This window comes from Streptomyces sp. MB09-02B (assembly GCF_033794485.1).
Taxonomy (GTDB): Bacteria; Actinomycetota; Actinomycetes; order Streptomycetales; family Streptomycetaceae; genus Streptomyces.
This window is the reverse complement of sequence record NZ_JARGEE010000466.1, coordinates 1-6,492: the sequence shown is the minus strand read 5'-3', so window position 1 is coordinate 6,492 and position 6,492 is coordinate 1. Positions and strand designations below refer to the sequence as shown.

5 protein-coding genes and 1 pseudogene are annotated in these 6,492 nt (G+C 72.0%); 2 read left to right on the top strand and 4 right to left on the bottom strand.

What is annotated here, in order from left to right; all coding sequences use genetic code 11:
* Positions 1–152: 152 nt before the first annotated feature.
* Positions 153–1,349 (top strand): annotated as a pseudogene (locus tag P1P70_RS38070) (zf-HC2 domain-containing protein); the annotation flags it as partial.
* Between the two features lie 169 nt (positions 1,350–1,518).
* Here the strand turns inward: P1P70_RS38070 and P1P70_RS38065 are convergent.
* The 3 genes from P1P70_RS38065 to P1P70_RS38055 all read right to left on the bottom strand — a co-directional run bounded on the left by P1P70_RS38065 (position 1,519) and on the right by P1P70_RS38055 (position 3,555).
* A complete protein-coding gene (locus P1P70_RS38065; protein ID WP_319245924.1) occupies positions 1,519–2,016 on the bottom strand; it encodes a DUF1877 family protein in 498 nt (165 codons plus the stop codon).
* 14 nt (positions 2,017–2,030) lie between these two features.
* On the bottom strand, positions 2,031–2,912 hold the full coding sequence (gene purU / locus P1P70_RS38060; RefSeq protein ID WP_319245922.1) for a formyltetrahydrofolate deformylase: 882 nt from the start codon (positions 2,910–2,912) through the stop codon (positions 2,031–2,033).
* A 142-nt stretch (positions 2,913–3,054) separates the two neighbouring features.
* The gene (locus P1P70_RS38055; RefSeq protein WP_319245921.1) at positions 3,055–3,555 is read right to left on the bottom strand and encodes an SCO4402 family protein; all 501 of its coding nucleotides are present in this window, start codon (positions 3,553–3,555) and stop codon (positions 3,055–3,057) included.
* Positions 3,556–3,683: 128 nt separating this feature from the next.
* Here P1P70_RS38055 and P1P70_RS38050 point away from each other — a divergent pair, with 128 nt between their 5' ends.
* Entirely contained in the window at positions 3,684–4,988 is a 1,305-nt protein-coding gene (locus P1P70_RS38050) for an ABC transporter substrate-binding protein (RefSeq protein ID WP_319245919.1), read from the top strand.
* Positions 4,989–5,064: 76 nt separating this feature from the next.
* On the opposite strand, the gene P1P70_RS38045 is transcribed toward P1P70_RS38050, so the two are convergent.
* Positions 5,065–6,471, bottom strand: a complete 1,407-nt coding sequence (locus P1P70_RS38045) for a hypothetical protein (RefSeq protein WP_413471640.1) — start codon at positions 6,469–6,471, stop codon at positions 5,065–5,067.
* Positions 6,472–6,492: the final 21 nt, after the last annotated feature.

Below are 6,492 nucleotides of genomic sequence, written 5' to 3'. Positions count from 1 at the left end.
TTGTACTACTTCTTGTCGTCTTATGCGTGTGTGTAGTGGTAGTGTGTGTGAGTTGTTCTTTTTTTTTTTCCAAGGGAAGACGGGATACCGGATTTCTGCCCGTTTCGTGGGCTCGGGGAAGTGTATAAGGGACAGCCTCCGCACCTTTCGCCCCCTCCCCCCTCGTGCTGGAGCACCGGGTGCTGAAGGCGTTGCTCGGGGCCTGGGCCCTGGCGGTGTGCTCCGGGGAGGAGGCGTTGGCGGTGGAGGAGCATCTCGGTGTGTGCGGAGGGTGCGCCGACGAGGCGCGGCGGTTGCGGGAGGCCGTGGGGCTGCTGCACGCGCCGGAGAGCCTCGACCTCGACCCGGCCCTGCGCACCCAGGTACTGGACGTCTGCCTTGGCCGCCGCCCACCCCACATCCCCGTTCCCCGCTGGGCCGCCCCGTACGACGCGGAGACGGCCCGGCTGGACGCCCTGCTCCAGGACATCGGCGCCGCCGACTGGCACTCCCCCGTACGGCTGCGCTGGTTCGAGGGCGAGGGCCCGGTGAGCCGTCGTACGACCGTCGCCGGGGTCATCGCCCACCTGCTCACCGTCGACGGGCTCGTGGCCGCGGCACTCGGCCTGGACGACCCGCTCACCCTGCCCGCCCCGCCCGACGGGTCCGAGCCGGGCCCCGACCAGCTTCCCGTCGACCTCTCCCCGGCGGCGCGCACCGAGGCGTACTGGAAGGCGTCCCACTTCCCGCCCACCCGCGCCCTGCGCGCCCCCTGGCGGCAACAGAGCCACGACATCGTCCGCACGACCTCGTTCACGGGCGGCGACGGCCCCGACGGCTCCGGCACCCCCGGCACTGGCACCTCAGGCCGCCTGAACGTCCCGTACGGCGGCTTCGCGCTCCCCCTCCAGGACGCGATGCTCGATCGGGCGTTCGAGTGCTGGATTCACGCGGAGGACATCGCGGAGGCCGTGGACTACCCGTACGAGCCGCCCTCCGGCCGGCATCTGCACGGCATGATCGACCTGGCGGCCCGCATGCTGCCCGTGTCACTGGCCGAGCGCCGCAGGACCGGGCTCGCGTCCCCGCCCCCGCCCGGCCGCCACCTCGTACCGGCGGGCAGCCCCGGCCGCAGCCTCCGCCTGGAGATCGAGGGCTCCGGCGGCGGTGAGTGGCTGATCCCCCTCGACTCCCCCGCGGCCCTCGGCTCCGCCGACCGCGAGGTGGCCCATGTGGCCCTGGACGGCGTCGAGTTCTGCCGGCTCGCCGCCGGACACGTACCTCCGGAGGAGGCGGCCGCCGGCCAGGACGGCGACCGGCAGGCGATCAGGGACGTGCTGTTCGCCGCGGCGGCCCTGAGCCGCATGTAGACCAGAGGCCACATGTGAGCCCGAGGCCGCAGGTAAGCCCGAGGCCGTATGTAGACCCGAGGCCGTATTTCAGGCCCGAGGCCGTACGCGGCGCCCGGAGCCGCATGCGGTCCCCAGAGCCCTGTGCGGTCCCAGAGCCCTGTGCGGCCGGTGGCCGGCTCGTGGTGGCTCAGAGCTGCCAGACCAGCAGCGCGTGACCCTCACGGGCCGCCGCGCCGAAGTACTCCACCAGCTCTCCGTACACGAGCCGCGTCACCTTCAGGGCCTGGGCCTCGTCCCAGACGGGCGGGCACAGCCCCGCCCCGACGACGTCACCCGGCTCGACGTACGCCATGAGCCGGTCGACCGGCAGGTCGGCCAGCCCGCGGGCCGCCACGCCCACCTGGTCGGCGGTCAGATAGCCGTAGTCCCCTTCCCCGGGGTCCGCGTAACGGATCCGCTGCTCACCGCGGCTCACGTCCACGGGGAACCCGGCACGTCCCAGCAGCACACGGAGGAGGGGCCAGGCCATGTCGCTGGCGTAGTAGAGCCCGTCGGCGGGCCCGGGTTCGACGTGTTCCTCGCCCTCGCGGACGTCCTCCATGTGGTCCCACGCCCAGACGTGATCCACCTGGATCCGCGCCAACTCCTCGTCCGTCAGACGGAGATACTCACCGAGGTCGCTCACGTTTCCCGCGCCTTCTAGGCGAAGACGACCGTCCGGCGCCCGTTCATCAGGATGCGCCGCTCGGCGTGCCACTTGACCGCCCGCGCGAGCGCCTGGCACTCCACGTCACGCCCGACCGCCACGAGCCCCTCGGGCGTCACCCCGTGGCCCACCCGCTCGACCTCCTGCTCGATGATCGGGCCCTCGTCGAGGTCGGCGGTGACGTAGTGCGCCGTCGCACCGATCAGCTTCACCCCACGCGTGTGCGCCTGATGGTACGGCTTCGCGCCCTTGAAGCTCGGCAGGAAGGAGTGGTGGATGTTGATGATGCGCCCGCTGAGCTGCTTGCACAGGTCGTCGGAGAGGACCTGCATGTAGCGGGCCAGCACGACGAGCTCGACGTTCTCCTCGCGCACGATCTCCAGCAGCCGCGCCTCCGCGTCCGCCTTGGTGTCCTTGGTGACCGGAATGTGATGGAAGGGGATGTCGTACGACCCCACCAGCTCGGCGAAGTCGGTGTGGTTGGAGACCACGGCCGCGACCTCCACCGGCAGCGCGCCCGTGCTCGCCCGGAAGAGCAGGTCGTTCAGGCAGTGCCCGAACCTGCTGACCATGAGGATGATGCGCATCTTCTCGTCGGCCCGGTTGATCTGCCAGTCCATCCGGAAGGAGTCACCGATCGCCGCGAAGCTGGCCCGCAGCTTGTCCACGTTCACCGGGGCTTCCGCCGAGAAGTGGACGCGCATGAAGAACAGACCCGTGTCGTGGTCGCCGAACTGCTGGCTGTCCTCGATGTTTCCGCCGGTCATGAAGAGGTAGCTCGACACGGCGTGCACGATGCCCGGCTTGTCGGGGCAGGCGAGGGTGAGGACGTACTGGTCGGCGGGCGCCGCGGCTCGGGTGGACTGCTCGTTCATGCCGGACAGGGTCCCATATGGCGTACCCCTGTCGGCAACCGTCCCGAGGGCCGGACCGAGGGGTCGGACCGACGGCCGGACCGAGGGTCCCGCGGCCCCGGGACCGGGCCGCGGGGCCCCCGCGGCGCCGTCCGGGCAGCCCCTACGCCGCCCTGGTCATGATCTGCAGCACTTCGAGCGTGCGCGGCGGTGCGTCCGGGTCCTCCCCGTCGCTCACCGAGAGGCGTACATGGGCCTCGCGGGCGGCGCGGACGGCCTCGGGCCAGGCGTCGTGGTCGAGGTACGCGGAGACGGGCGCGTCCGGACCCACCTGGTGCATGATCCGCAGCACGCGCAGCACGGCGGTGTCGACGAGGGCCGCCTCCTGGGCGTCACGGAAGATCGTGCCGACGTACTTCTCGGCGGACCAGTTGTCCAGCCAGGTGTCCTCGACCAGGCGGTACACGGCGTCGGTGACGTCCCCGTACCCGTCGACACCGGCCAGCCAGACGTTCTGCTGGAACGCGGGGTCGGAGAGCATGTGCAGCGCGGAGCGCACATTGCTGCGCCAGCGCCACCACGGCATGTCGTTCAGTGGCATGCCGCCCATGGTGGATGAGCGACGCCCACGACGGGAAGGGGTCTCCGGACCTTGGACGGTCATCGATCGCGCATTCCTCTCTGAAACCACTCGAAAATACGATCGTAGCTCCTCGCAATTCACCTCCCGGTCACCTCGCGTTGACCATCCGTCACGCCCGGGTTGGTGGTGTGGCGGAATCGTGCGGAGCCATGACTGGCTTCCGGGCACGACAGACCCCGCAGACCCCAGGCCCTCCCCCAGGCCTCGCCAAACGCCTGGTCAGAGCCACCACGCTGGCGGCGTGTGCCTCACTCGTCGCCGGGTGCGGGGCCATCCCTGGTACCACGGGGGGTACCGGGGACGGCCCCGTCACCGTCATGACCTGGGCCCCCGAGAAGACGGCCGCCACCAACAAGCCCGGCATGCCCGCGATGGCCAAGGCGTACGCCCGCTGGGTCAACGCGAACGGCGGCGTCAACGGCCGCGAGCTGCGCATCCTGACCTGCAACGACCGGAACGAGACGGTGGCGGCCGCGAAGTGCGCCCGCCGCGCCGCCGACGAGGACGTCGTCGCGGTCGTCGGATCGTACAGCCAGCACGGCCGCTCCTTCCTCGCTCCGCTGGAGTCGGCGGGGATCCCGTACATCGGCGGCTACGGCGTCACCGACGACGAGTTCGCCAGCGCCCTCTCGTACCCGGTCAACGGCGGCCAGGCCTCCCTCATGGCGGGCCTCGGTGAGCAGCTCGCCGGGGACTGCGGCCCGGTCGCCCTCGTCCGCCCCGACTCGATAGCCGGCGACCAGCTGCCGCTGCTGCTGGACTCGGGGCTGCGGTCCGGGGGCCACGACGGGTCGGAGGACCAGCTGGCCGCCGAGGACGCGACCGAGTACGGGGGGCACGCCCGGGAGGCGCTGCGGCGGGCCAGCACGGAGCCGGGCAGGGAGGGGTGCGTGGTCCCGGCCCTGGGCGACCGCACCTTCACCTTCATGGACTCCTTCCGCCGCGACCGCGCGGACTTCCCGGACGTCCGTACGGGGACGGTCCTCGGCAGCGTCGACCAGACGGTGATCGACGCGACCGGGGGGAGGTCGGGACCGTACGAGGGGGCGTACGTCACCGGCTGGTACCCGGTGGAGAGCGACAAGCGGTGGGACCGGATGAAGGAGGTGATCCGGGAGCACGCGTTCGGCGACAACCGGATCGACCCCGCGGACCCCGGGGTGCAGACCACGTGGATCGCGTACACGGTCCTGACGGCAGCCCTCGGGGAGATCGGTGACGGAGAGGTGACCTCGCAGGCGATCCGGCGCGTCCTCGACGACGGCCTGAAGGTCACCACCGGTGGCCTGACCCCGCCGCTGAGCTGGCGCTTCGAGGACCTCATCGCCTCCGCGGGCTTCCCCCGCCTCATCAACCCCGAAGTCACCTTCCAGACCGTCCGCAAGGGCCAACTGGTGGCAGCCCGCAGGGACTTCGTGAACGTGGAGAAGACGCTGGAGGAGGCGGAGAACTGACCGACAGGCCCGGGGGTGACCGGGGTGTGACCGGGGTGTGACCGGGGTGTGACCGGGGTGTGACCGGCAAGGGCCCCTACAGCTGGACCGCCTGGCGTTCGGTCAAGGTGTAGGTCTTGGCGATCTTGTTCCAGAGTTCGGCGGCCTTGGTCTTCTCCGCGCTGGCCGTGCCGCTGGCCTGGTTGCCGGCCTGGGTCTGGCCGGTGCTGCGGGCCTGACCCTTCTTGCAGCCCTTCTTCTTGGCGGTCTGGTCCGCCCACGCGGCGTAGTGGTTGTCCGCGGCGGCCGAGGCCTTCCAGGCGTTGGTCAGCGAGGTGGTCAGGGCCTCGTGGTCCGGGAGCCGGTCGACGGACAGCTCGCCGAGCCGGGTGACCAGGTCGTTGCGCTGCTTCGCCGCGTCCCGCAGATCCGTGGCGGCCTGGCCCAGGTTGGAGCAGGTCTTGATGTTCGCGACCGCCTTGATCACGCTGCTCCGGCTGTCGCCGCTGTCCGCCAGCAGCTTGTCGAGCGCGACCGCCTGCTCGCGCGCGGGATCCGCCGACGCGGGCTCCGACTCCTCGGGCGCCCCGGACGCCGACACCGGCTTGTTGTCGCTCGGCGACGAGTCGTCCCCCGACCCGGCCATCAGCGCGCCCGCCCCGATCCCGAGCACCGCGATCCCCACACCGACGAGCGCGATCAACGGCACCCGCGATCTCGTACGACCGCCCCCACCGCCCCCGCTCTCCCGTCTCCCGGAGGCGCGCCCGGCATGCCCACCGTGACCTCCGTGGCCACCGGGTCCGCCGTGACCCCCGCGGCCGCCGTGGCTGCCATGACCGCCGGGCCCGCCCGGACCCCGCGGCGGCTGCGGGGCATGACCGGGGTCGATCTTCGGCAGTTGCTGGGTGGACCCGGGGGTGCCACCGGCCCCCGGCTCGTTCCGGAAGAGGCTGTCGAACACGTCCGGCTGCTGCTGTCCCGGCTGCGCACCCGGCGCACCGTACGACTGCTGGCGCGGCTGCGGCTGCCCCTGCGCGGCCACCGGCGGTATGTACTGCGTCGCCGCCTCGTCCGGATGCCCGGCGGGCGCCCCGGGCCCGGGCCGCCCGGGGTGCGCGGTCGGCGGCAGGGATCCGGCACCGCTGTCCGGCACCCGCCCCAGATACGTCGTCGCGTCCCCCGAGGCCTCCGGCGGCAGCGCGCCCGGCCCGACCGGCGACAGGAACTGCGTGGCGGCCTCGGCGGCGGACGCCTCCGCGACCACCGGCGGTATGAACTGCGTCGCCCCCTCGTCCCCCGGCATGGCCCCGGCCGCCGGCACATACGGGATGTACTGGGTGGCACCCTCGTCCACGGGCGGCAGCGGCGCGCTCTGCGGCGGTTGCGGCGCACCGCCCGACCGCACGACCGCCTCCCCCGCGACCGGCGGCGGGCTCGTCGTCGATGAAGTGCGTGCGCACGGTGATGGACGACTGCCCCTTGGGCATGTCGATGCCGTCAGAGGCGACGACCAGGGTTCCCT

Bases quoted from the DNA above. Each gene is read 5' to 3' on its own strand.
- purU (WP_319245922.1), bottom strand. From the start codon at position 2,912: ATGAACGAGCAGTCCACCCGAGCCGCGGCGCCCGCCGACCAGTACGTC.
- P1P70_RS38055 (WP_319245921.1), bottom strand. From the start codon at position 3,555: ATGACCGTCCAAGGTCCGGAGACCCCTTCCCGTCGTGGGCGTCGCTCA.
- P1P70_RS38050 (WP_319245919.1), top strand. From the start codon at position 3,684: ATGACTGGCTTCCGGGCACGACAGACCCCGCAGACCCCAGGCCCTCCC.